The organism is Nocardia sp. JCM 34519.1 (assembly GCF_020361265.1).
Classification (GTDB): domain Bacteria; phylum Actinomycetota; class Actinomycetes; order Mycobacteriales; family Mycobacteriaceae; genus Nocardia; species Nocardia arthritidis_A.
In genome coordinates this window covers 1036456-1059099 of record NZ_JAIRBR010000001.1, presented here as the reverse complement: position 1 = coordinate 1059099, position 22644 = coordinate 1036456, and the positions used below count along the sequence as shown (strand labels likewise).

The window sequence follows — 22644 nt, the reverse complement described above, 5'->3', positions numbered from 1 at the left end:
TCGTCGGGCGCCCATGACACATGCAAACGATTGGATAGGCTCGATAAATGACCGTGCGTGAACACGACCGGATCGACCAGCTTGCAGTGGGTCCGGATGGCCGGTTGCTGTTGGCGATGACTGAGGACCGCAGGTACGGCCAGGGAGCGGATGCGGTGCTGAATGAGGATTTTCGGCGGAAATTGAACGCCTACATCGGTGCCGTGCGTTCGGGCGAGGTGAACCGTATGGCGAAGAACGTCGGTGTGACAGCGGCCAAGGGTGTTGAGATCGTGTTGTTCAGCGATACGGAACCGACCCCAATGGTGTTCGAGATGATGACGATGGTCAACTCGAACCTCGGTGGCGAGGGCATTACCGCTCGGTGGGAGTCGTTGGCGTCAAAGGCGATCGGACCCGAGGTGTACGAGAGGGCGATGGTCGACGAGGCGGTTGCGCTCCTGGAGCCGGGGTGGAAGTCCGCGCTGCTCTGGGTGTCGTTGGTCGGCCATGAAGGCGGTGGTGGTGTGCAGGTCGCGCGCTCCGATGATTCCGTGGCCAACGTGCAGCTGTCGGATACGTTGCGAGGGTTGCTGACCGAGTACAAGCGGGTCACCTACGACAAGGTGTCGGGTGCGTGGTTGAGCGGGCAGATCGCCATCACAGACCCGGATCGATTCAAGGTGAACTTCTCCTGGGACTCCGTACCGGAATGGGTTCCCACGCCGACCGCACAGGACATTCGTCAGGAGCTCGCCGACTACCCCCGCGCCGCCGACGAGATCCCGGCGTGGATGCGCGAGCAGCTCGGCTGACATCGACCCTGTTGGTTACTTCGCCGGGGCTGACATATGTGCGTTGCTACGCTTGACAGCGCCAGCGAATTATCGTGCCGCAAAGGCTTTCTCGAACCGAGCGTCTTACCTCTGATATCGCTGACGCGAAATTTGCAGTGAATTCCACGTAAGCGCAATCCATTCGGAGTACAGCGTGACGATCTTCGGTATCGACATCTCCAACAATAACGGCCCAGACATCGATCTGGCCGAGGTTGCCCGCGAGGGCTTCGGATTCGTCTTCTGTAAGGTGTCCGAGGGTGACGGGTTCGTCGACTATACCTGGCCTGGTTATCGTGACGAGGCGCACGCCAACGGGCTGCTCGTCGCGGGATATCACTACCTTCGTGCAGATTGTGATGTCAATGCTCAGGCGGAGCTTTTCGTCTCGCATGTAGGCGACGCGGCGACGATGGTTGATTTCGAAGCCAATTCTGGTGGTATCGACACCTTTTGGGCGTTCGTTGACGCGGTGAACGCGCACGGACGAACGATCAACCTGTCCTACATTCCACGCTGGTACTGGCAGCGAATCGGGTGCCCGGACCTGTCACGGGTGCCGGGGTTGATTCAGTCCAGCTACGTCGCAGGCTCGGGAGCTGCGTCGACGTTGTATCCAGGCGATGGCACCAGTTTCTGGAATGGTTTCGGCGGCAAGGCAGTAGACATTCTGCAGTTCACCGATCAGGCGCGTGTCGCAGGTCATCTTGTCGACGCGAATGCCTTCACGGGCACATTCGACCAGCTGAGGGCCTTGCTGGGCCTGACATTATCCACTACTCAGGGAGTTCTCATGGCGCTGACCGATGCGCAGCAGGTGGACCTGCTTCAGAAGGTTCAGGAGATCTGGGAGCAGCTGCGCGGCCCCGACGGACAGGGCTGGCCACAGCTGGGTAAGAACGCCCAGGGCCAGAACGTGACCCTCGTCGATGCCGTGGCCAGCCTGCGAGACGAAGTCGCCGCTGTCGCAGCGCGGACGGATACCGCCGTGTCACATGACGCGGCAGCCGATCGGTCGAAACCGGCGGCGTAGCAACCCATCGCATCAACTCTGCTCGCATCCAGATGATGACGGCCGGTATTGCCGCAGGCTGTCGACCTATGTTGTATCCGTAAAGGGATCGCAGGTTTCGAATTCTTTCTTCTTTCCGCAGCGCATTTCCGACTGTTGGTCGTTTCAACCGGGATGTCGCGTGCATGTTGTTACGATTGACGTATTCGAGAAATAGGTTGCCGCTGAACGTATTCCGGCCGCAACCACTCCTTCATACCAGCCGTCCTTTCACCCAGTCATGGCGCTGTGCCCGCCGTATGACGTTATCTTCGAGGAGATTTTCATGGCGCCGACTGATGTGCAGGGGAGCGCCGGCATCCAAAGGCAGAATGCTGCGAGCGCGTTTGTGGCTCGCAATGCGAAAGCTGTGGTGTCGTTACTTGGGGGCGTGATCAACATCCTCGCGGTGTCGGTAGCGTTATTACAGTTGGCTCCGCCCGATGTCGCTGCCGTGGGCGCGGCATTGTTGACGGTCATGGAAACGCTACGCACCGTCAACGTGTGGATCATCCGAAACGAGCCCGCACTCGAAGCGAAAGCCGTTGAGCTCGCAGGTGTGTCGGGCTCAGAGGTGGCCTGATGGAATTCATCGATATCCACACGGCGCTCACTGCGGCGCTGTTCCTCGGTGGCACCGGTATTTCGGCGATGTTCGCTTGGATGCGGGCACGCAAGATCCAGCCCGCTGAGAACATGCGCTATGAGGTGGCGGCGGCGAAGGACATCAACGAGATGGCACTGACAACGCTGTCGCGGGTGTCGTCCGAGTTGCACGACGTCACCATCCGTCTCGATGCGGTGGAGGCGGCGCAGGAGGCGTCGATCCGCGAATTGGACCGCGTCACCGGGCTGTTCCGGGAAGCGTTGGGAGTGCTGCGGGGCGTGATCGAGGCTGCGCGCGCGGGCCGCATTCCGGATCTGCACATGTCACGCGAATTGATGGACGAAGTACAACACAACGCCGGCTAACCACCACCGGCCCGTCGGCCCTGGTTCTAGCAGGGCACTCCGGGTGTCCGCGGCGTTCATAACCGTCGGCGGCCAGACCTACCTGGGCGTCGATATCACTGGGACGGCAGCGACTCACCGTGCTGCTGGCCTTATCGAGCAGGTGAAATGACCGAAGGAACCACATGACAGCACCCATGGACCCGGGATTCCTCGGGTATCAGCCGACCATCGAACCGCTGAAGCTGACCACCGGCGCCAGCTTCGTACAGACCATCCAGCCGTCCGGCGGGGCGACATTCCCTTCGGGCACAACAGTTTCCATCAATCTCACCTCGCCGAGCGGAACACCTCTCGGGTCGTGGCCCGCGACGGTGACCTCGACCCAGGCCAGCTGGAACGTCCCCAACACCACATGCGATGCGATCCCGGTGAACTCGCGTTACACGATGCTGGTCACCTATCAGACCCCGCAACCGACCAGTTACGCGTGGTACGAGGGCAGCGTCATCCGGACCTAGCAGACCGTCGAAATCAGTTCACTCATATCCACAAAAGGAGCGATCCATGTCCATCATCGTCCCCGGCACCCAGAACTATCTGGCCAACCAGTACACCCAGTACAACGGTAGTGCAGGGCTGTTCCTCTCGATTCACAGTGCCGACCCGGGTCCGACCGGCACACCGACCACTGAGGCCACCGGTGGCGGCTACTCCCGTCAACCGGTCAAATGGAATCCGGCGGCCAACGGTACGGCAACAGGCCAGCAGGTGACCATGTCGGTGCCTGCCGGCACCTGGACCTACGCCGGTCTGTGGACAGCCGCCACCGGCGGCAACATGATCGACCGCGTGCAGATCGCCACCACCCAGGTCTCAACGACGAGCACGCTTTTGGTCACCCCGAGCATCACCATCAGCTGATCGACGCAGGCACCAGGACGGAGCCGCGGCACCGGTCATATCCCGTGTTCGACGAGGCGGCTGGTGCCGTGCGGCTTCCGGCTTCGCCGGATCCGGCCGGACCGGATTTGCATGAATCACACTCGGAGACACAGTTGAGCTCTGCATCTGCGGCGATCGTGGCAATACTGCCCGTGCCGCCCACCAACATCGTCGCGGCACCGAGCGCGCCGACGATCACCCAGCCCGCACCCACGGCTCCCCTTGTCGTCATCGACGGAACCACGGTGCCCGTCATTCCCCCATTCATCCGCGCGAACTTCGGTGGCATCGGCGCATTGGCCGCCGCGTACACGAGTACCAGCTCTGTGTCCGTGCAAGGCAACGCAACCGGTGCGTTGGCCGCCGCCACAACAGTTCAACAGCCGACATCGGCCGCATTCGGCGGCACGGGCACGATCGGCTATGCGCTCGTATTCGGTGCCGGTGCTATTCGCGCCGTCCCCGCGCAGTTCACCGCCACCGCGACCGCGGCCGTCGCCGACGCGGCCTACATCTGCACTACCACGCTCGCTGTGGCGGTGAATGCCGTGAGATCTTCCCTGCCGGCAACCTTCGGTGGCACGGGCTTGCTGGCTCCCCAGACCGGACCATGGCCCACCGCCAATGCAGCGGCCTGTGGCTTGGGCACGTTGTCAGCCACGACCGGCGTTTACGCCGCATTCGGCGGCACCGGCACTCTGGTGGGCAATTTGTTCGCGCCGTCGGGAATGATCAAAAATGGCGACCGTACCGGACCGACTACCAACAGCTGGACACAGATCAAGGGTTGGACTGCCGATACCGCGCACTTCCCCGGCTCGACTGTGTCGTCGGATGCGCTTGTGGCACAGGGCACCAAGACCAACGCCACGGTCGGAGTCAGCATCGCGTGGTACCCAGGAGCCGCTTTTGCTTCGAACAGCCTGGCTGTGCGGATCAAGCAAAACGGAACGCCGATCGCCACCAGCGCCAGTTCTGCGAACAGCCCGGTGCAGGCCAGTGCGGTAGTACGGGTCTCGGCAGGTGACACGTTCACCGTTGAGGTTCAAGACACCTCGGGCAACGCCGCAACGTGGCCGGCGACCATCACCGGCGGCAGCTCCAGCGCACTGCAAATCACCTAATTCCCAATCGAGGACTCCATGATCTACACAGTCACGCTGCCTGCCCAGGCTGCGGCGGATCCGGACGCGGTGGTTGTGGCGGGTGTGTACTCGCAGGCCTTCTACAGCGGCGACACCGTCACCGACCTCCAAATCGTCGCGCCCGCGGGCTATCCGACGGTCACTGGCTCGGCAACCAACAACGTCACCATCAGCGTCCGACAACTGCAAAAAGGCGTGGTCGTCTCCACCCTCGGAACGCTCGTCCTCGGCGTCGGCACAACTCTCTCGTCCGAAATGGCCGTGCCGATTCCTGTTGGTGTGCAACCGATCCTGCAACCCGGCGACCTACTCGATGTCTTGATGCATCAGAACGGTACAGGGCAAACCCTCAAGGCCGGGCTGATGATCTCGATATTCATCAGCTGAACTACCTCGCAGGATGGAGAACCTGCCTATCGAAATCAGAGCTCATGGCCCGCTTCAGCCGACAGGCCCAGAGCATTGAAGTGATCGGTGGTGTCAGTTGGGGTCTGAGGATCATGAGCGGAGCACACTAAACCCTCCCACCGTTCAGTAGCGTGAATTAGAGCCGCAGGCGACGGGAGTGGAAGCCGAGGCATTGGTGCGCTTCTTTCAGGATCGCGTCTCCCGGAACCATCGGCGTCGTTGGGCGCGGCCTTGCCGCCGTAGTGCTCATCGAGAAGCGGCACCGGTTCGAGTTCGTCAACATAATGACCCACATTGAAGTGGTCGGTCAGGTCCTTTCCGTCGCGGGCCTGGACGATGCGGATCTCATCCACAAATCCTCGCAGAGTCTCAGCGACTTCGGCAGCGTGGCGGTAGCCGGGTGCGTCTCGGTCTGCGACAATCCAGACGCGGTGAGCGCCGCAGAGCCATTCAGCATGGTCGGGTCGCCAGTTGAGTGCGCCTCCAGCATTGGTGGTGGCGATGAGGCCGGCGCGCTTGGCGATCAGAACATCTTTCTCACCTTCGCAGATATAAATGTCCTCGCCGTCGCGCAGAGCTTGGGTGACTTCGGGTAGCCGAAATGGTATGTGTGCGAAACCGCCCTTCTGCCAGCCTGTTTCGGTCCAGTGCTCTTGCCAGAAACTCTTGTCGCGACCATGTTTGTGTGGGGTGTGGACACGTGTGACCTTGCCTTCTGGGCGTCCATCCGGCCACTCGTAGACGTAGGTCGCTACGGGTAGGGAGGGGCCCGTCGCACGGCCGAGGTTCGTTTTGTGCTTGGTGAGCGGCAGCCCTGCCGAAAGGAGAGCCCTGCCGATCAATGATGTTTGCAGAGCTGGACCGTACGAAGTCCTTGTCCGGTTGTGGTTTTCGTGGTCAGGTGGGCGGTCGAATAGATCTCGGACGTGGAGGTTGAGTCGTTCCAGTACGGCCTCGTCGGAGCAGCCGGCGAAGCAGCGGATGACGGTCTTCTGTTTGTTTTGGTTGTAAGTGATGCCGAGCGACGGGTTGTGGTGTCGGCCGTCGGCTTCATGGACTGGGCACAGGTATCGAACCCAGTCGCCGCTGGTCTTGCCTGGTCCGGAGATGTGGTTTAGGGCTTCGGTGATCTTGTCCCATGAACCTTTCGTGCTCATAGCGGATCCTTCCTGTCCTCTTTCGGAGTACCGGTGCGTCGGGGTGGCCCGCGCCCGGGACGTCGGTGTGGCAGTGCTGGTTGGCCGTGTGGCTGACTGGGTGTCAGCGTGAGAGCGAGGTGGCGCTGGAGCTCCGACGGATTCGGGTGGGTCGACTGGTCCCGATGGGTCCTGCGGACCGAGTGGCGGTGGAGTGAATTCGCTTGAAGGGTCTCCGGTTTCGGGGAATTCAGGTGCGATCCGCCACCACAGGGCCGCCGCAGGTTCCTGTGACGGCAATGGCTTCTCGGCTGCGGTAGCGAGGAGTAATTCCTCCACCGCGGTGCCGAGCACTTCGGCATCGCGTAGGTGATTGGCGAGGATCGGCCAGTAGGGATCGTCGAGGAGGCGCGGCTCGATCCGGCGAGCCAGCGGTGCCCATTGGTTGACCGGTTCGGTGAGCTTGCCCAACACCGTGGTCACCCGGTTGCGGAGTTCCTGCTGGTAACGGCGCGGTGCAACGGCGAATTCTTTTGGGCCCGTGACACGTTCGTCGGTATCGGGTATTCGTCGAGCGGAACGCCAGACGGCGAGGTCGGTCAGGAGGTCGCGGTCGGCGGCAATGGAGTTCGTCCAATGCGCGGTAGGTGGGGTGCTGGCGATGCTGGTGCGGATCTGGCTGGCCAGGTCGGCGATGAGATGGTGCAGGCAGGTGAGGTATCGGCCCCATCTGGGATGCTCGGCGAGCGGGTCGGGTAATGCGGGCAGCCAGGGGAGAGGTCGATCTCCGTGGGCATGGTGGTGTCCGGTTGGATCCAGGCGCCAATCCAGCACGGCGGCAGGGTCTTTGGCGGTGTCGAGTTCACGCTGGTTGGTGGCCGCCTGCAGCGCGGCCAAAGGGTCGATGCCGTCTATGTACAGGATTGCCAGGTGTCGTCGGAGGGTGGGCCACGCCGGAGCTCGAGTGAGTTCGATGCAGATCTGGTCGGCGCCGGCGTCGATGGCAGCGAGAACTTTTGGGCCTGCAAGGTGTTCGGCGGCGCGGCCGATTGCATCGTGGTAGGCATCGGCGGCGGCGCCGATCCGGTTTACCGGGTCTGCGAGGTCTCGGCGAAAAGTGGTGGCGGACTTGTCGTCTCCCTCGTTGGAGAGAATGTGATGCCAGTGGTCGACGATGGTGTCGGGATGAATCGCGCGGTCGGTGACGACGGACTGCTCATCCCCGCGCAGTGCGGTGGCTTGATACAGGTAGTTGGCGAGGCTGCCGCGGCTGAGCATGACGTAGAGCTGAGCTCGGGTGAGGGCGTCGATGCCGACGGCGTGGCAGGTGTGGACCGTAATGCCTTGGGCCGCATCGGCGGTAGTGGCAGTGGTTATAGACGCAAGGGATGGCGTGGTTACCAGTCAGATTCCATGTAACTATTAAAATTTTGAAACGCCAAATGTTCGGTCGAGCCAACCTCGACCTACTCCGCAAACGCACACTGCTACAACAGAACTGACCATCACGAAGTCTGCGCCAGACCCCTGGCCTTGACCACGATGGCGTCGATGAAGATCGCGACATAGATCTCGTCGAGGGGCCGGGTTGGGGATGCGGGAGGTGGGACGATCTCCCGTCTGGGCGCAGTCCGTGTTTCGGCCACGCTGGTAGCTTCGATTCCGATTGTGCTGACGGGGAGGGACGATGACCGGCGAATCTGTGACAACGCTGTATGACTTCCAGTTGTCGATGCTTCACGCGATGTCTACGCGGGTCCCTTCCCCGGGTGCGGATCTGCTCGAGCGGATCGGTGCAACTCGTACTGAGACCAGGATGGCCGAGATACGGTGGTGGGGCTCCGACGCCACCAACAAATTCAGCTCCATCGGTGAGTACGTCACGGCTTGGGGTGCACCGGATTCGGATCGGGTTGAACGGCACGGCGACCGCGAGATTCGGTATGCGGGACGGGATCTGCCGTTCTGGCCCGGCCTGCGGATCGAGTGGATGGAGCTGTCGCATCACCCGACGTTATTCAGGCAACTTTTGCGGCACCCCGATTGTCCGCGGCCGAAGATGGAATCGATTGCTGACCTGACGCCGTGGTCGTGTACGGGGAACGAAATCCATGATGGGACTCTGGGACCGACCCACATGATCGATGGCTGGGGCGGGCCCGGAGACATCGCGGTCTTCAGAGCGATCGACCCCGACTCCGGGCACAACCGCGTCTATCGGGCCCATTTCGATTGGTGCCTGTTGCAATTCGTCGAACCCGCTCCGGACACCTACGAGTGGTGGACACGCTGAGACGCTGCCAAGGCCGACCGAACTCCGACCCGCTCGGGGAACGCTCACCGGCCGGGCTGATTGTCGTCTCCCCTCCAGTCGGCATTCTCGCGGGTGGCCGGTGAGCTGTTCACTTTCGCCGCTGTCCGAGGTACGAGCAAAACGTCGTTGTGCTACTCAATGCGCCGGATAACGCATGCATGAAAGTATCATGACATTCGGTTTTGTGGTCGTGAATGTTTTGTGGCATGTGATGATAATTGGGTGAGTACCCGATGGATCTGGGTGGGCCTACGACGGAGAGGGAGATCGGCGGGCATGGGTTGCATAGGGTTCGCCTCGTGGTGACGCGGGATCTGCAGGAGCGTTTCGGCCGGATCGTGGCCGATCGGCGCGAGGAACTCGGGCTGACGCGGTCGCAGGTGCGTGCCGCCGGGGGGCCTTCCGTTTCGACGATGGCTCGGGTCGAGAATCCGGTGCCTGGTACCGCGCCGCCGAGTCCGAACACGTTGAAGCAGCTCGATATTGCGTTCGGGTGGGTGAAAGGCAGTGCGGCGAGGGTGCTTTGGGGTGGCGACTCTATCGAACTGTCGAATGGCCGTCCCTTCGTGGGCCGCGGGAAGGACCCGCTGAGCTTCCGTGTGGTGGAGGTCGACATCGATTTGGTGGACACCCTAATCGCCGCGGCCGATCGCTGTTTCCAACTCTTCGAGCGATCGGATCTTCCTGCAGCGGTTCAGGAGTCGGCGCGGGCGGTGAAGGAGGAGCTCGGTATGGCCGTTGGCAGGCTTGCCGCCGCGCAGGCGACCGAGGTGCTCGAACGAGCAGGCGGGCCGGGCCACGAACTTCCCAAGAGCATCGAACGCCTCATCGGTGCGCTGTTGGCGACGCCGCCGACCGCGACCGGAATCGAGCGGGAGAACCAGCAGTATCGACGGTGGCTCGCCGGCGCCGCAACGGATCTGGATCCTGCTCTGGAAGCGACCTTCACCAGGCGGTGGCGGTCTAAGCTGGACCGGATCAGCCTGACCGAGGGAGAAGGCCGGTGAGCCGGAGCAACCGCGTTGTGCCATTGGAAGATCGGGTGAACATGCTGTTCGCGACGGTCATCGACAGCAATGGCGTCGAGGTTGCCACGGCGACTGTGGCGCAAGCACTTTCGGTATCGGAAGCGGATATCGACGCGCTGCGGCGGCCGGGTGCGCACCGGCCGGACGAGCACCTGCTCGCGGCGTTGGCTCGCTACTTCGATATGCCGGGGAACTTCCTTTCCGACGACCCCGACGAGTACCACAGTCCATACCGTCAGCTGAGCCTGCTGATCGCGCAGCGGGACAAGCGAATTCCCTTCGTCGCCTTGCGGCCGAGCGCGGACCATCTGGGTGACGACGCATTACAGGAGTTGACGAACTACCTTGAGTCCCTCGGCCAGTGATGATGTAGATCAGGATCGCCTTGTCGCGGAGCGGGCTATCGCGAGCTTCACCTTGCGCCGTCCGTGGTCGATTCAACGCTTCGTGGAGGAACTGAGCCTTCAGCGTGACCGGCCCGTCGAAATCGTCGAAGGGCTCGGCGAATACGAGAGCATCGACTTCTCCGGTATCTGGATCCCGTTGCCCGAGAAGGACATCATCCGGCATCGGGCCGGGGTGACCACGGTCGAACGGGACGGCATCATCGCACATGAGCTCGGGCATATCGTGCTCGGGCACGAGGTTTCGGCCGAGGAACGGCTCGAATATTTCACCCGCACCGCACCGGCGATCCCGACGGCGGTGGTGGCCCGGCTCTTGGCGCAGCAGGCGTGTCTGCGTTCCAATTTCGACCTACCGTTGGAACGCCAGGCGGAATGGTTCGCCACCTTGCTGATGGAAGCCGCCGAATCCCTCAGTCGCCCTTTGTTTCCCGACAAGAACCTCACGCCTCGGCGACGTCTGATGCTGGAACGGGCCGCCGCTACCTTCGGATGGGCGATGTGAAAGTTGCGATTTCGGCACTCATACCCATCTTTCTGCTCGTACTGGCTGCCGAACGCATCCGGTCCGGCGGCCGAGCGGGGCCGGGTCGGTCGACGGGGATCCGGAACCCGTTCACTCAGATCTTGCTCACCCTGGGTTTGGCGAAACTATGCCGAGTCCCGTACATCACCGATGATGTGCTCAGTCCGGCGCTGCAAAGATTGACCGGCGTCACGAACCTGATGACATTGGCCGGGATGACATTCGGGGCTCTTTCGGCCATACCGGTTCTTGCGTTTAGTTCGTATATAACCGGCCGGAATCTGTCCGCGAAGGTTCAGGTTTCGGCGGCCGTCGTGATCATGTCCGCGATGATCGCGACCTACCTTCGCTCGCCGATGGCTCATAAGGCGGTGCCATTTCTGCAGAACCATTTCGAGGTGACGGGCAAGGTGCTGGCGTTCTGGATCGCGTTCATCGCTCCGCTCACCATCAGCACGCTCGTCGGCTTCGCGTATACCGCCCGCGAACTGTCGTGGGTGCGCCGAGGTCCGTTCGCGCGGGCGCTCGCGGGTGTCGCGACGGCGTACTTCCTCGGATTCGCCTACTGCGTCTTCAACGTGGCGAATCTGGCGTTGAAATATACGAATACGGATTCTTTCTTCTTCCGGCATTCCGAACCCATCGAGAATTCGCTGGGACTCGCGTCGCTGGCGGCCGCGGGGTTCTCGGCCGCGACCTACGCGTGGTACACCCTGCGGGATCGGCTGCGTCGCTATGTGTTGTTGCGGCGTCATGGCCGTACCTGGATGGAGGCGCGGAAGTCCAGCCCGGAAGTCGTACTCGACCAGACGTACGAATTCCGGCCGACCCGGCGGGCGTGCTGGAACGCCGCGCGCTCGGCGCAGGCCGCGTACCGGCTCCAGATCGAATTGGCCGACCATCGACACCGAGTGGCGCTGTCGCGGTGACCTCGTAGATCGAATACTGTTGGCGGCGAACAGGTTTCGTGCGGATCTCGTCCAGGAGGCGGCGGTGGAAGGATTTGTCGAAGACGGCTTCGAGTCGGTGCGTGATGCGTTCGCGCTCGCACAGAACGGCGATGAGGGGGCCGCGCAACTTTGCGTGTACAGCGGCGGCGAGGTTGTTGTCGATCTATGGACCGGACAAGATCCGATATCCGGGAAGATATGGGATGGGGATTCGCTGGCGGTGCAGATGTCGGTGTCGAAAGGCGTTACCGCGACCTGCGTGCACATGCTGGTCGAACGGGGGCAACTCGATATCGGCGCCCCTGTGCGGGAGTATTGGCCGGAATTCGCGGCCGGGGGTAAGTCCGACATCACCGTTGCCCAGCTGCTGTCGCATCGGGCGGGCCTGTCGAGTTTCGATCCAGAGGCGGGTATCGGCGTTCAAGAGTTGACGGATTGGTCGGCGTGCGTGGCCGCGTTGGAGCCGATGGTTCCGCTGTGGCAGCCGGGAACCGCGATCTACTACCACTCCATCACCTGGGGTTACCTGGCCGGCGAGCTGATCCGGCGGGTCAGCGGCAAGGGCGTCGGCGACTTCCTGGCCGCCGAAATCGCCGAACCGCTCGGGCTGAGCTTATGGATCGGTCTGCCGGAGTCCGAGGAGGATCGGGTGGTCCCGCAGTTCCACCGCGACCGGTGGCCCGGGGCGGCGGAAGTGGAGGCGGCGCTGGCCGGGATGGGGATCGATGTCACGGCGCGTCTGGTTCGCGCGACGCTGGGCACCGTTGCCACCAGGGACGCCGGGATCGAACTGCTGAACACCCGTGCGGGCCACGCGGCAGAAGTACCGGCCGGCAACGCAATTGGCAATGCGCGCTCCCTTGCCCGGATGTACGCGGCGACGATCGGCGAGGTCGACGGGGTCCGACTGCTGTCGCCCGACACCGTGGACCGGGCGCGGCAACCGCAGACCGACGGGCTGAGCCATCCCGCACCCCTGAACGTACTGCCGGTGACCCATCGCTTCGCCTGCGGCTATGAGCTGACCCGGCCCGTCAGCCCGATGCTCGGCGACGGATCGTTCGGACACCTGGGCACCGGGGGGCGGCTCGCTTTCGCCCACCCGGAATCGGGCGTCGCGGTCGCCTATAGCTGCACCAATATGACCGGGGACGACAGTGTCGGCCCCGACCCGCGCTGGTCGCCTTGGCTCACGGCGCTGCGCGGGATCATCGAAACCCGAAAACCGTTGTGAAAGCGTACTATTTGAAAACCTGACGGGTTACCCGTCAGGACAGTGCGGCCGGGCGCCTCCCCTTCGCGCCCGGTCCGCCAGACCGCTACGGCGATCGTTGGGTTCGCGACTTCCAAACAGGCAGACCGGCCTGCATCATGATGACGATGCAGCCGCAGCGAATATCGTTGCCCAGATAGCGAATACGGCAGTGCGACGAGCAGGCAGCCCTTGTCGATTCTGTCGGCGGTCGGGTGTCGAGCCGAAGGCCGATCAAGTCAACAGGTAACCGCTGTCTTCCGTTAGGAGTGTTCGCTCGACGTCATCGGCCGCAGGAATCATTGCGGTACAAGGTATTCGGCGACGATATCGTGGTTATGACTTCGAGTCCTGTTGACTATGCGTTGAACACTCGCCGCGACCCGTAGACGCCGAATCCGGGTCGGAAAAAAATTCGGACGGGCGCGAAGGGCGGTGCAGTCCCGGCGATGCACCTGATCTTGATTTGGGTGAGGACGCATGACATTTCAAGCTGATGGTGCGGTTTGCCGAGTTGATCGAGGTCGAGAGTTGGAGGGAGTCGCGGTGGCGGCGGAGCATGATCGGGGGCTGATCAGCGGACGTATCGGGCCACTCGCTGTTCGTACGCCGCATACGGTAGGAACTGCTCGAATCCCATATAGCGGGACAGGTATTCGGGCCAGGGCAGGCCGCCGGGTCCGTCGCGCAGTTCGATGAGTGCCGTCTTGACTGCGGTGAAGGCGGTGGTCAGGGTGAGCGAGGTGTGGATGGAGATGTCGACTCCCAATGCTTGCTCGTCCGAGCGGGTTTGGCCGCGGTGTTCGGTAATCATCACCGGCCCTTGAAGTTTCGATCGGATCTCGCGCAGCATCTCCAGATCGATACCCGCGGGGAAAACGAGGTCGGCGCCCGCGGCGAAGCACGCGTTGAGCCGGTCGAGGATTTCGTCGGCGGTGCCGCCCGCCCAGCCGAGGTCGGTTCGGCCGATGATGACGAAGCCGGGGTCGGTGCGGGCGGCGACCGCCGCCCGGATCTTGCCGACGAGCGTTTCGCGCGACGCGATTTGCGGTGTGACGCGGGCATGTTCGTCCCGGCCGAGTGTTCCGGTGTGCTTGCCGAGTATGTGATCTTCGATGTGGATCGCCACCGCGCCCGCATCCTCGAAGGCGCGCACCACGCGCCAGATGTTGGCGGCGTTGGACCAGCCGTCCTCGGCGTCGGCGAGCACCGGAATATCGACGACATCGGCGATGGCCTTGGTCATCCCGACGATCTCCGGCATGGTGACGACGCCGACATCGGGCTGGCCGAGCAGCGTGGCCGATGCCGCGTAGCTGCCGAAATATACTGCGGGAAAGCCGGTTTCGGCGATCAGCAGCGCGCTCACCGGATCGTAGGCGCCGGGGACCAGGATGGGGCCGTTCTGTTCGGCGAGCAATTGCCGGAACTGTTTGCGCATACGGGATTTCTTGTCCGTCATCTCGATCTCCTAGGTGTGTGCGGACATCGGTTCGTCGAGAAAATCGGTCAACTCGGCAATGACCTCGGGTGCGGCCTGTTCAGGAACCCAATGACCGCAGGGCAGTACGCGGCCGCGCACGTCGGTCGCGTACTCGCGCCAGGCGTCGAGTACCGCGTCACCGTAGAAACCGCCGTAGCCGTCCCGGCCCCAGAGCGCGAGCACCGGACAGGTCACGCGTTTGCCGAGTGCGTGATCGGCGTCGTCGTCCATGAGGTCGGCGCGGCTGCCGGCCCGGAAGTCCTCGCAACCGGCATGGATCGCGGCCGGATCGGCGAAGCAGCGGACGTATTCGCGAATCGCCGCCTCCTCGAGGCCCCGCGAGTCCGGTCCTGCCGCGAAAGTCATTGCGCTGCGGACCCATTGCTCGGGCATGGCGGCGATCAGCCGCTCGGGCAGCGGATCCTCGACGCCGAGGAAGAACCAGTGGAAGTACTTCTGCGCGACCAGATAGTCGATGTGCCGCAACGTATACCGGTTGGGTAGCACATCGAGCACCGCCAAGGCCGCGACGCTGTCCGCGTAGTCCAAGGCCATGCGATGTGCGACCCGAGCGCCGCGATCGTGGCCGACGACGGCGAACCTTTCGAAGCCGAGTTCGGTCATGACCAGGTAGTTGTCGCGGGCGAGGGTCCGTTTGGCGTATTCGCGATGGGTCGGGCCGCCAGGTGGTTTCGCGCTGTCGCCCTGCCCGCGCATATCGGTGAGCACCACCGTATATTTCTCGGCCAGCCGCGGGGCGATCCGATGCCACATCACGTGGGTTTGCGGATATCCGTGCAGCATCAGGACGGCCGGTCCGGTACCGGCGGTGGCCAGGTTGATCGCCACATCGCCAGTTGTCACGATGCGCCGGGTGAAGTGCGGCAGCAGGTCGTCATCAGGCAGTGTTTCCGGCATCGATCCACTCCTCACGAGGTGCGATCAGTGATCGCGTCATGTGATCGATGATCGCATAAGGGCAAGCCGCTGGCAATCGAAATCCGGAACGTCGGTCAGAGCTGTGCGGCGATACCCGCGAGCAAGGTGCGCAATCCGAATTCGAACTCGGCCTCGCTGGTCGCCCCGGCGAGCGCGTCGGCGTGGCGGACCACGGCCGGATATTTCGTCGCGGGCAGCGAGCGGTAGAGCTCGGCCAGTTCGGCGCGCGACCGGTCGTCGGCATCGGCGGCGAGATATACCGAGGTGGCACCGATTATGAAGTGGGACAAGCTCATATAGGCCAGCGCCGCGGACTCCGGGGCGAGCCCGGCATCGGTGAATATGGTGAGCCCGATATCTCGCGCGCGCATCGCGTTCGGCCCGAGCGGCTGTCCGGGAACCGCCAGCGGTACCACGGCGGGATGGCGCAGCAGGACATCGCGCAGCGCCGTCGCCATTGCGCGCGCCCGCTGCTGCCAGCTACCACGCCGGAAACTCGGTGGCGCCGTTTCCGGATGCCCGTCGAAGAGTTCGCCGAGCACCGAATCGAAGACCTCGAGCAGCAATTCCTGCTGCGAGCCGACGTGCCGGTACAGCGACGAGATGGCCGGGCGGCCGGTCAGCGCGGTCGCGACCCGCCGCATGCTGAATCCGGCCAGGCCCTCGGCGTCCAACACCTCGACGGCCGTGGCGACGATCTGCTGCCGGGTCAGCCGCGGTGCGGCGTCGGCCGCCAGCCGCTGCTGCCACCATCCGGGTGAGCCGACCTTGCCGGATATATCGCACCTCCGAAATTCGCCGGGCGGATCGGGACGGTGCGACCCTATCGCGGTCGGCCGACTATCTGTCAATTCGACGCCGCCGATTCGACGGATATATTGCGGCGCGCCGATCCCCAGTTGAAACGTATTGCCCGCCAGTTGATTTCAACCCCTATGCAAGTCGATCATGCGGGAATGCCGAAAGCTTCGCTACTGTTCTCCGCTATCGTGTTGCTGCTCATCGGATTCGGCCCACCCGCGTGGTCCGCTGATTGGCCCACCCCGGTACCCGTCGTCGCACATGTCGCGACGGCGGATCCGGTCGTATTCATCACGCTCGACGACGGCTGGAATCACGATGCGGCCGCGCAAAAGTTGTTGTTGGACAGGCATATTCCCGCATCGTTATTCCTGTTGCCCGGCGCCTATTCCTACGATGCCGGATACTTTCACGCGCTGGTCGATGGCGGGCCGTCGCGGGTGGAGAACCACACCATCGACCATCCGGATCTGACGGCGCTGGACGCGGCGGGCCAGCGGACACAGCTGTGCGGGGCGCGGGAAAGGACATTGGCGGAATTCGGGCAGGAGCCGCGGCTGGTCCGGCCGCCGTTCGGCGCGTATAACGACACCACTCGGACGGTTGCCGCGGCCTGCGGCGCCAAGGCCCTCGCGACCTGGACCTATGACTTCACCACCTGGGGCGGCGCGACCCCGCCGACACCGGTGCTGCGGCCGGGCGACATCGTGCTGCTGCATTTCAACGACACCGTGCTCGCCGATCTGACCAGGGCGCTGGCGGCCGTCGATGCGGCCGGGTTGCGCCCCGCGCCCCTGCGGGACTACATCCCCGACTGAGGGGCGCGGGATCGCATTCACCGGGCGGAGGTATTCCACACGTCGGTGATCGGGGTGGCGCCCGCCGCATTGCCGACCGGTGTCAGGCCGTAGGCATCTTCGATGGTGCGCAGGACGGAGTAGTGATCGATATGCTCGCCGTATTGGCCGGTGTTCACGGTGGCGCCGTAGAAAATCGTCGGGATGCGATTGACGTCGGTGCCCTCGTCCTCGTCGAAGGTGATGATCAGCAGGCTGTTGTTGGCCTTGGCCCAGTCGGCGTAGCCGGACAACTTGTCCTTCAACCAGGAATCGCCGGTGGATACCGGGCAGTCGTGAATATCGTTGCACATATTCGGTGTCACGAATGACACCGTCGGTAATTGGGTGAAATCGGTGGGAAAGGCCGAGTAGGGCTGATTGGATTCCTTGGGTACATTGTCGAAATCGACCCAGCCGTTGTGCTTGCGGCGGTACTGTCCGTCGCTTGCGCTGCATCCGGTGTATCCGGCGCTCGGCATATCCTCGGAATAGCCGACGAATCGGTATCCGTGACCGTTCAGCTGGTTGCCCAGATTGTCGACGCCGGTGAAGTCGTATGGGCAGCCGTCATCGGTGACGCCCTGGGTGTCCCCGGAGAACAGCGCGATGTAGTTCGGCTGGCTGGGATGGGTGAGCGCGTGTGCGTCGGTGAACAGCGCACCGTTATCGGCGAGCTGGTTGAAGTACGGTGCGTCCGGACTGCCGATGATGTTGTCGTAGCCGGTGTTCTCGAACATCACCAGCACAATGTGATCGAACTTGGGGATGGTCGCGGCGGCGGCCGGTGCGGGCAAGGCCACCGCGGCGGCGGTCAGCGCCGCGGCTCCGGCGACGGCGGAAAACATTCGGTAAATTCCGGGTATCGATATCATGGTAATCCTCGCGAAGTCGGCCGGACCGGATAATTTCGGCCAACATAGGCCCGTGAATGGCGCGAGTTCAACTGGGGATTCCCCTGTGTGCTTTTCCGATCCCCGATTTCCGAATAATCGATGACGTTATCCGGCGGCCACGTATGCGCGTGCGGCGTCGATGAATGCGTGGCAGAGCGGATCCGTCTCATCGGCGCGCCAGGCCAGCGCCATACTGCTGGGCGGCAGGCCGGTGAGCGCGACATAGGTGACGCCGGGGCGCGGAAAGTAGGTCGCGGCGGTCGCGGTGGTCAGCGTGATGGCGCGACCCGCGGCCACCGCCTGCAGCTCGTCGTCGAGATTGCGGACCTCGATGCGCCGCGGCGGCGGGGCGTGCACGCGTGCCTCGGCGCCATACCAGAAGTCGGCCCAGACCCGATCCGGTGTGATGCGGTAAACGATTGGGTCGCTTAGTAATTCGGTGACGTCGACGGTTGTTCTGGTAGCCAGCGGATGGTTTGCCGGCAGTCCGGCGATGCGCGGTTCGACACCGAGGGTCAGCAGGCGCAGGCCCTTCGTATCGAAAGGCGGCCGTACGAAGGCCAATTGCACCTCGTTGGCGCGCAGCCCGGCGGTGGGATCCTCCCAGCCGTACCGGACGAGTTCGACCTCGACTCGGGGATGTTCGGCCCGGAAGCGCTCGATGACGGCGGTGGTCGATTCGCGGGCCGCCGCACCGTAGTAGCCGACGCGAAGTACGGTGCCGTTCACCGAATTCCGGCATTCGCGTTCGGCCTCGTCGAGCAGCCGCAGGATTTCCCTGGCCCGGTCGGCGAATTCGGCGCCCGCCTCGGTCGGCTCGACCGAGCGGGTGGTGCGGCGGAAGAGCGCGACGCCTAGATGGCGCTCGATCGATTTGATGCGGGCCGAGAGCGCGGGCTGGGACATGTGCAGCTGCTGTGCGGCGCGGGTGAAATTGAGCGCGTCGGCCACGGTGACCACGTAGCGCAGGTGACGCAGCTCCAGATTCATAACGCCAGCTTACTCAATCCGTGGATTTCGATCTTTCTCGGCATCCGGCGCGGCCACTAGATTCGATCTGGTGCAAGGAGTTGTTCGTGAAATGGAAGATGTTGTGACGCAGCCTGTTTCGACTGCTCCGGTGAAATGGAAGCTGGCTCTGGTCGGCTTCGCCGGGCTGTATCCGGTGGTCACCCTCGTCTCGATGCTCGTCGGCATGATCGTGCCGGATTGGATAGTTCCCGCGCGGACCCTGCTGGTGGTGCTGGTCGTCGTGCCGATCATGACCTACCTGGTCACACCGGCCGTGCATCGGCGCGTAGGAGGCTGGCTGCACCGTACCGCAGGGGCGAAAGCCGCGCGGCCCGAAGTCAATTCGCGGCGCTGAGCGGGAACAGCCGTTCCTTCGCCGGGAGGAGGGTGAAGCGACGGCTGTCGAAATCCCAGAATCGATAGATCGGCCACTGCGCGGTGTGGCCGAGCCAGGCGGCCACGACGAACACTCGGTGATACGGGATCACCCGGTAACCCTGGCCGGCGATGGTGCGCAGACCCGACAGCTGGAACTGCCACCAGCGGCGGGGACTGGTCCGGCGGCGGCGCGCGGAGGTCTCGGCGCGCATATCCGTCAACTGTTCTATGCGCAGCCCGCGCTTCGACAGGCACAGCGCCAGGTCCAGATCATCGATGACATCCGGGCGATCGACGGTCTGCTCGCGGATCTCCAGCCAGGCGGTACGGCGGATGGCCATATTGGGTCCGTGCATATTGCCGACGGGACCACCCAGCTTGCCGCGCCGATTCTGAAGCCAGAGACCGAATTTCAACAGAAAGCCGATCGGCGAGTCGTAATAGGTGGTGATGCCGGTCAGCGCGGCGGTGTCCGGGTGCGCGGTCAGATGTCGCACGATGACCTCGCCCCAGTCGGGCGCGACGTGGGTGTCGGCATCGGTCCGGCCGATGAAATCGCCGCTCGCGCGGTCGAATCCGGTGTTGCGAGCCCGCGCGACACCGCGCCTCGGCTCATCCACCAGCACCACCCGCGGGTGGGTCAGCGCGTACTCGCGCACGATTCGCGGTGTCGCGTCGGTGCTGCCGTTGTCGACGACGACGATCTCGTCGATGGTGTCCTGCGCGGTGAGCCGGTCCAGGGTCGCGGCGATGCAGTCCTCCTCGTTCAGCACCGGAATGACAACGGATAGCAGCATTTTCGTCAAAACTCCTCGCACGGGCCCGCCACCGCGACGGGGTCCGCGAAAGGCTATGGGCGGGCCCGGTCCACGAGGGAGCCGGAAGATGCCGTGGCACCGGGAAAAGTGTCCCCAGTGCTCGGGGTGCCCGTTCGAATATGTTGTGGCCGAATGTGATTCGTGCCTCGATAGCTGACGGTACGCCCCGGCTGTCGGGTGCGGCACATCCGACACCGTCGGCGGTGGATCGCCCAGCGGCGACCGATGGACGAAGATGAGGCGACAGCGTTGTTTCGGTATTCGAAAGGAGTGATCGGTGGCGATGGAGATCCGCCGGGTGACGGTGCTGGGGACCGGGGTACTCGGCTCACAGATCGCGTACCAGACGGCGTTTCACGGCTTCGAGGTGACCGCATACGACATCGATGACGCCGCGCTCGCGGCCGGGCGGAACCGGTTCGACGCGCTCGCGGCGGTATATCGCGCGGAGGTTCCCGGCGGCGGCGACGGGAAGGCCGAGCAGACCGCGGCGGGCATCGTGCTGGTCGCCGATCTCGGCGCGGCGGTGCGCGATGCCGATCTCGTGATCGAGGCGGTGCCCGAGGTGCTGGAGATAAAACAGGAAACATATGCGAAGCTGAGCGAACTGGCGCCGGAGCGAACCATTTTCGCGACGAATTCGTCGACGCTGCTGCCGAGCGCGATCAAGGACGCCACCGGGCGACCGGACCGGTTCCTCGCGCTGCATTTCGCGAATCAGGTGTGGAAACGCAATACCGCCGAGATCATGGGCTCGCCCGACACCGATCCGGAGGTGTTCCGTACGGTGTCCGAATTCGCTGCGGCGATCGGAATGGTGCCGATCGAGCTGCACAAGGAAAAGGCGGGCTACGTACTGAATTCGCTGCTGGTCCCGCTGCTGCGCGCCGCGCTGGAACTCGGCGCGGACGGCTACGCCGAACCGGCGACGGTGGACCAGACCTGGCGGATCGCGACCGGCGCCCCCGTCGGACCCTTCCAGATGCTCGATGTCATCGGGCTCACCACGCCGTACAACATCATGGTGCACGGCGATGAACAGGGGCGGCGCTTCGCGGCGTGGTTGAAGGAGAACTACATCGATAAGGGCAAGTTGGGCATAGCCACCGGCGAGGGGTTCTACCGGTATTCGGAAGACTGATCAGCGAATCATCCGCTCGCGCATTTCCGCCGCGCCGATACCCGCCGTCGATTCGACGATTCGAATGGCGGCCCTGGTGAGCGGCACCAGGCCCGCGAAATCGACCTTGTCGAGGCGATCCATCCGATCGAAGAGATAGGCCGGGGTGGTGATGAAGTTGACCACCGGCACACCCGCGTCGTGGTAGTGCCCGGCGTCGGTGGGCGGATGCGCGCCGACGGCGTCGGGCGCCAGAATCATCGAGCGGCGCAGATCGTTCGCGACGATGGCATCCGATACCGCCTGTTCCAGCACCGGGATCCGGCTGGTGCAGAACCAGCGCGGTTCCGGCAGGCCGGTTGGCAGGTAGTCGCCGTCGGCGGTCTGCCGGTATTCCAGTGCGGCATGTTCGAGATGCAGCTCGAGTACGGTGGCATCGAGTTCGGCGCGATGTGCTGCGACGTAGGCGCGCGGACCCGCGAGACCGGCCATGTGGCCGCCGTGCAGTACGAAAATCAGCCGGTGCGGCCGCTTTTCGGCCGGGCGGTGCGCCCAGTAGGCCGCCTGAGCGAGTACCAGCGCGACACCGCTCGCGTCCTCGACCGCCGACTCCCACGGACCATCGTGATGCGAGCCGATGATCACCCGCTCGGCGTCGGCGCCGGGCAGTTCGCCGACGACGTTGCTCGATTGCCTTGTCCCCGTGTTGGATTCGATCTCGAGCCGGATGTGGACCGACCCGACTCCGAGTTGCGCACGCAGCCATGCCGCGTCGGACGCGCGCACCCAAACCCCGGGAATCGGGCGAGCTTTGGCGTCGTAGGGCACGTAGTACTCGTACGAGTCGCCGATATAGCCGGTGAGGCCGCCGATGAAGGCGACGGCGCCCGCGGCCGCCGCCGGCTCCATGACGTCGTGCCATGCCGGGCTGAACGGAAGGAGCTGGGTGGTACCGGCGAGCGTGTCGTCCGGGTCGTATACCCGGCCCGCCGGATCGGCGGGTGCGCTGCCGGCGGTCACCAGCAGATCCGCGGGCGCGGACAGCATTTCGATCTCACAGAGCGCGACTTTGCCTGCGGCGGAATGCGGTTCCCCGGCGTCGAAGGCGGCGAGCTCGGCATCGATGCCGGGTGTCGGTGCGGAGAAGGGCAGCGGGAAGCAGGGGAGATCGCGCGGTTCGCCGCCGGCCGGAGTCGCCCGCAGCGACCAGGCGACCGGCTCCCAGTGCGGAACCGAAATCGGTTCGAGGCGCACGTCTTCCAGTCCGAAGGCGCGGAGATGGTCGGCGATCGCCGCGGCCGCCGCGTCGTCGGCGGGGTAGCCGGGTCTGCGGATACCGAGCTCGACGAGCTGTTCGATCCAGGAGGCGATGGTTTTCTCTGTCGGTACACCGTCGGTCCGGTCGTTCGGCATCGGCCTCTCCTGTTCGGCAGGTGC

General features: G+C 63.9%; 26 protein-coding genes. 17 read left to right on the top strand and 9 right to left on the bottom strand.

Annotation, left to right across the window (positions count from 1 at the left end; all coding sequences use genetic code 11):
• The first annotated feature begins 47 nt into the window (after positions 1-47).
• The 8 genes from LGY53_RS05130 (at position 48) to LGY53_RS05095 (ending at position 5294) form a co-directional block, all read left to right on the top strand.
• A complete protein-coding gene (locus tag LGY53_RS05130) occupies positions 48-794 on the top strand; it encodes a hypothetical protein (protein ID WP_225725446.1) in 747 nt (248 codons plus the stop codon).
• A 175-nt stretch (positions 795-969) separates the two neighbouring features.
• The gene (locus LGY53_RS05125) at positions 970-1848 is read left to right on the top strand and encodes a glycoside hydrolase family 25 protein (RefSeq protein WP_225725445.1); all 879 of its coding nucleotides are present in this window, start codon (positions 970-972) and stop codon (positions 1846-1848) included.
• Between the two features lie 304 nt (positions 1849-2152).
• Positions 2153-2449 (top strand): hypothetical protein, encoded by a 297-nt coding sequence (locus tag LGY53_RS05120; RefSeq protein WP_225725444.1) that lies wholly within the window; start codon positions 2153-2155, stop codon positions 2447-2449.
• Positions 2449-2838: a hypothetical protein gene (locus LGY53_RS05115; RefSeq protein WP_225725443.1), complete on the top strand. Its 390-nt coding sequence runs from the start codon at positions 2449-2451 to the stop codon at positions 2836-2838. The genes LGY53_RS05120 and LGY53_RS05115 overlap by 1 nt, the downstream gene beginning before the upstream one ends.
• A gap of 164 nt (positions 2839-3002) precedes the next feature.
• The gene (locus tag LGY53_RS05110) at positions 3003-3338 is read left to right on the top strand and encodes a hypothetical protein (RefSeq protein WP_225725442.1); all 336 of its coding nucleotides are present in this window, start codon (positions 3003-3005) and stop codon (positions 3336-3338) included.
• A gap of 46 nt (positions 3339-3384) precedes the next feature.
• Complete coding sequence (locus tag LGY53_RS05105) at positions 3385-3741, top strand: hypothetical protein (protein ID WP_225725441.1); 357 nt, start codon at positions 3385-3387, stop codon at positions 3739-3741.
• Positions 3742-3785: 44 nt separating this feature from the next.
• Entirely contained in the window at positions 3786-4886 is a 1101-nt protein-coding gene (locus LGY53_RS05100) for a hypothetical protein (RefSeq protein WP_225725440.1), read from the top strand.
• A gap of 18 nt (positions 4887-4904) precedes the next feature.
• Complete coding sequence (locus tag LGY53_RS05095) at positions 4905-5294, top strand: hypothetical protein (protein WP_225725439.1); 390 nt, start codon at positions 4905-4907, stop codon at positions 5292-5294.
• A 35-nt stretch (positions 5295-5329) separates the two neighbouring features.
• On the opposite strand, the gene LGY53_RS05090 is transcribed toward LGY53_RS05095, so the two are convergent.
• Together LGY53_RS05090 and LGY53_RS05085 are read right to left on the bottom strand one after the other, a co-directional pair.
• Positions 5330-7729 carry a hypothetical protein gene (locus LGY53_RS05090; RefSeq protein WP_225725438.1) on the bottom strand — a complete coding sequence of 800 codons (2400 nt, stop codon included), beginning with the start codon at positions 7727-7729 and terminating at the stop codon, positions 5330-5332.
• A gap of 227 nt (positions 7730-7956) precedes the next feature.
• Positions 7957-8097, bottom strand: a complete 141-nt coding sequence (locus LGY53_RS05085) for a hypothetical protein (protein ID WP_225725437.1) — start codon at positions 8095-8097, stop codon at positions 7957-7959.
• Between the two features lie 41 nt (positions 8098-8138).
• Here LGY53_RS05085 and LGY53_RS05080 point away from each other — a divergent pair, with 41 nt between their 5' ends.
• The 6 genes from LGY53_RS05080 (at position 8139) to LGY53_RS05055 (ending at position 12907) form a co-directional block, all read left to right on the top strand.
• Complete coding sequence (locus LGY53_RS05080) at positions 8139-8744, top strand: hypothetical protein (protein WP_225725436.1); 606 nt, start codon at positions 8139-8141, stop codon at positions 8742-8744.
• A 359-nt stretch (positions 8745-9103) separates the two neighbouring features.
• Entirely contained in the window at positions 9104-9772 is a 669-nt protein-coding gene (locus LGY53_RS05075) for a helix-turn-helix transcriptional regulator (RefSeq protein ID WP_225725435.1), read from the top strand.
• Positions 9769-10158, top strand: a complete 390-nt coding sequence (locus LGY53_RS05070; RefSeq protein WP_225725434.1) for a hypothetical protein — start codon at positions 9769-9771, stop codon at positions 10156-10158. The genes LGY53_RS05075 and LGY53_RS05070 overlap by 4 nt, the downstream gene beginning before the upstream one ends.
• 82 nt (positions 10159-10240) lie before the next feature.
• Positions 10241-10702 (top strand): hypothetical protein, encoded by a 462-nt coding sequence (locus LGY53_RS05065; RefSeq protein ID WP_225725433.1) that lies wholly within the window; start codon positions 10241-10243, stop codon positions 10700-10702.
• A gap of 122 nt (positions 10703-10824) precedes the next feature.
• Positions 10825-11652: a hypothetical protein gene (locus tag LGY53_RS05060; RefSeq protein WP_225725432.1), complete on the top strand. Its 828-nt coding sequence runs from the start codon at positions 10825-10827 to the stop codon at positions 11650-11652.
• A 64-nt stretch (positions 11653-11716) separates the two neighbouring features.
• Positions 11717-12907, top strand: a complete 1191-nt coding sequence (locus LGY53_RS05055; protein ID WP_225725431.1) for a serine hydrolase — start codon at positions 11717-11719, stop codon at positions 12905-12907.
• Positions 12908-13499: 592 nt separating this feature from the next.
• On the opposite strand, the gene LGY53_RS05050 is transcribed toward LGY53_RS05055, so the two are convergent.
• The 3 genes from LGY53_RS05050 to LGY53_RS05040 all read right to left on the bottom strand — a co-directional run bounded on the left by LGY53_RS05050 (position 13500) and on the right by LGY53_RS05040 (position 16198).
• Entirely contained in the window at positions 13500-14387 is an 888-nt protein-coding gene (locus tag LGY53_RS05050; RefSeq protein ID WP_225725430.1) for an oxaloacetate decarboxylase, read from the bottom strand.
• Positions 14388-14396: 9 nt separating this feature from the next.
• Complete coding sequence (locus tag LGY53_RS05045; RefSeq protein WP_225725429.1) at positions 14397-15326, bottom strand: alpha/beta fold hydrolase; 930 nt, start codon at positions 15324-15326, stop codon at positions 14397-14399.
• A gap of 95 nt (positions 15327-15421) precedes the next feature.
• Complete coding sequence (locus tag LGY53_RS05040) at positions 15422-16198, bottom strand: TetR/AcrR family transcriptional regulator (RefSeq protein ID WP_225725428.1); 777 nt, start codon at positions 16196-16198, stop codon at positions 15422-15424.
• Between the two features lie 105 nt (positions 16199-16303).
• Here LGY53_RS05040 and LGY53_RS05035 point away from each other — a divergent pair, with 105 nt between their 5' ends.
• Positions 16304-16966: a polysaccharide deacetylase family protein gene (locus LGY53_RS05035; protein ID WP_225725427.1), complete on the top strand. Its 663-nt coding sequence runs from the start codon at positions 16304-16306 to the stop codon at positions 16964-16966.
• Between the two features lie 17 nt (positions 16967-16983).
• On the opposite strand, the gene LGY53_RS05030 is transcribed toward LGY53_RS05035, so the two are convergent.
• Together LGY53_RS05030 and LGY53_RS05025 are read right to left on the bottom strand one after the other, a co-directional pair.
• Entirely contained in the window at positions 16984-17832 is an 849-nt protein-coding gene (locus LGY53_RS05030) for an alkaline phosphatase family protein (RefSeq protein ID WP_225725426.1), read from the bottom strand.
• A gap of 153 nt (positions 17833-17985) precedes the next feature.
• On the bottom strand, positions 17986-18870 hold the full coding sequence (locus LGY53_RS05025) for a LysR family transcriptional regulator (RefSeq protein ID WP_225725425.1): 885 nt from the start codon (positions 18868-18870) through the stop codon (positions 17986-17988).
• 91 nt (positions 18871-18961) lie between these two features.
• On the opposite strand from LGY53_RS05025, the gene LGY53_RS05020 reads away from it, so the two are divergent.
• A complete protein-coding gene (locus LGY53_RS05020; protein WP_225725424.1) occupies positions 18962-19246 on the top strand; it encodes a hypothetical protein in 285 nt (94 codons plus the stop codon).
• Here the strand turns inward: LGY53_RS05020 and LGY53_RS05015 are convergent.
• Complete coding sequence (locus LGY53_RS05015) at positions 19230-20066, bottom strand: glycosyltransferase family 2 protein (protein WP_225725423.1); 837 nt, start codon at positions 20064-20066, stop codon at positions 19230-19232. The two genes, LGY53_RS05020 and LGY53_RS05015, sit on opposite strands and share 17 nt — an antisense overlap.
• A 304-nt stretch (positions 20067-20370) precedes the next feature.
• On the opposite strand from LGY53_RS05015, the gene LGY53_RS05010 reads away from it, so the two are divergent.
• Positions 20371-21228 (top strand): 3-hydroxyacyl-CoA dehydrogenase, encoded by an 858-nt coding sequence (locus LGY53_RS05010; RefSeq protein WP_255664142.1) that lies wholly within the window; start codon positions 20371-20373, stop codon positions 21226-21228.
• On the opposite strand, the gene LGY53_RS05005 is transcribed toward LGY53_RS05010, so the two are convergent.
• Positions 21229-22620, bottom strand: a complete 1392-nt coding sequence (locus tag LGY53_RS05005; protein WP_225725421.1) for a M28 family metallopeptidase — start codon at positions 22618-22620, stop codon at positions 21229-21231. It lies immediately after the preceding gene.
• Between the last annotated feature and the right edge of the window lie 24 nt (positions 22621-22644).

Bases quoted from the DNA above. Each gene is read 5' to 3' on its own strand.
- LGY53_RS05130 (WP_225725446.1), top strand. From the start codon at position 48: ATGACCGTGCGTGAACACGACCGGATCGACCAGCTTGCAGTGGGTCCG.
- LGY53_RS05120 (WP_225725444.1), top strand. From the start codon at position 2,153: ATGGCGCCGACTGATGTGCAGGGGAGCGCCGGCATCCAAAGGCAGAAT.
- LGY53_RS05115 (WP_225725443.1), top strand. From the start codon at position 2,449: ATGGAATTCATCGATATCCACACGGCGCTCACTGCGGCGCTGTTCCTC.
- LGY53_RS05110 (WP_225725442.1), top strand. From the start codon at position 3,003: ATGACAGCACCCATGGACCCGGGATTCCTCGGGTATCAGCCGACCATC.
- LGY53_RS05105 (WP_225725441.1), top strand. From the start codon at position 3,385: ATGTCCATCATCGTCCCCGGCACCCAGAACTATCTGGCCAACCAGTAC.
- LGY53_RS05095 (WP_225725439.1), top strand. From the start codon at position 4,905: ATGATCTACACAGTCACGCTGCCTGCCCAGGCTGCGGCGGATCCGGAC.
- LGY53_RS05090 (WP_225725438.1), bottom strand. From the start codon at position 7,729: ATGCTCAGCCGCGGCAGCCTCGCCAACTACCTGTATCAAGCCACCGCA.
- LGY53_RS05080 (WP_225725436.1), top strand. From the start codon at position 8,139: ATGACCGGCGAATCTGTGACAACGCTGTATGACTTCCAGTTGTCGATG.
- LGY53_RS05050 (WP_225725430.1), bottom strand. From the start codon at position 14,387: ATGACGGACAAGAAATCCCGTATGCGCAAACAGTTCCGGCAATTGCTC.
- LGY53_RS05045 (WP_225725429.1), bottom strand. From the start codon at position 15,326: ATGCCGGAAACACTGCCTGATGACGACCTGCTGCCGCACTTCACCCGG.
- LGY53_RS05035 (WP_225725427.1), top strand. From the start codon at position 16,304: ATGCCGAAAGCTTCGCTACTGTTCTCCGCTATCGTGTTGCTGCTCATC.
- LGY53_RS05030 (WP_225725426.1), bottom strand. From the start codon at position 17,832: ATGTTTTCCGCCGTCGCCGGAGCCGCGGCGCTGACCGCCGCCGCGGTG.
- LGY53_RS05025 (WP_225725425.1), bottom strand. From the start codon at position 18,870: ATGAATCTGGAGCTGCGTCACCTGCGCTACGTGGTCACCGTGGCCGAC.
- LGY53_RS05020 (WP_225725424.1), top strand. From the start codon at position 18,962: ATGGAAGATGTTGTGACGCAGCCTGTTTCGACTGCTCCGGTGAAATGG.
- LGY53_RS05015 (WP_225725423.1), bottom strand. From the start codon at position 20,066: ATGCTGCTATCCGTTGTCATTCCGGTGCTGAACGAGGAGGACTGCATC.
- LGY53_RS05010 (WP_255664142.1), top strand. From the start codon at position 20,371: ATGGAGATCCGCCGGGTGACGGTGCTGGGGACCGGGGTACTCGGCTCA.
- LGY53_RS05005 (WP_225725421.1), bottom strand. From the start codon at position 22,620: ATGCCGAACGACCGGACCGACGGTGTACCGACAGAGAAAACCATCGCC.